The sequence below is a fragment of the Stenotrophomonas sp. GbtcB23 genome (genome assembly GCF_019091045.1).
GTDB lineage: Bacteria > Pseudomonadota > Gammaproteobacteria > Xanthomonadales > Xanthomonadaceae > Stenotrophomonas > Stenotrophomonas rhizophila_A.
The window spans coordinates 1-244 of the sequence record NZ_JAGXKC010000594.1 but is presented as its reverse complement, the minus strand read 5'-3'; the positions used below and the strand labels follow the sequence as shown (position 1 = coordinate 244).

Sequence of the window (244 nt, the reverse complement as noted above, 5' to 3'; positions counted from 1 at the left end):
AACGTTCCTGCGCCACGCCGAGGAATGCCAGCCCCCCGGTTCGGTCGGGGTGTTCGGCGTGCAGGGTCAAGCCTACCGATGGCAGTCGGGCCAGCAGCATCGCCCACAGGAGAAACCGCCACAGCCACAGCAGTGCGACCAGCCGGAACAACGGCATGGCGACCCACGCGTACCAGTACCCGGCAGGAGTCATCACTCCAGCGTGGTCGCGCCAGTCCGGAACACCGCCCAGCGGGCCGTCCAC

At 68.4% G+C, this 244-nt stretch carries 1 protein-coding gene; it reads right to left on the bottom strand.

Annotated features, from left to right (window positions below):
* On the bottom strand, positions 1 to 244 hold a 244-nt coding region (locus tag KVS69_RS20230), incomplete at both ends, for a hypothetical protein (RefSeq protein WP_217540069.1).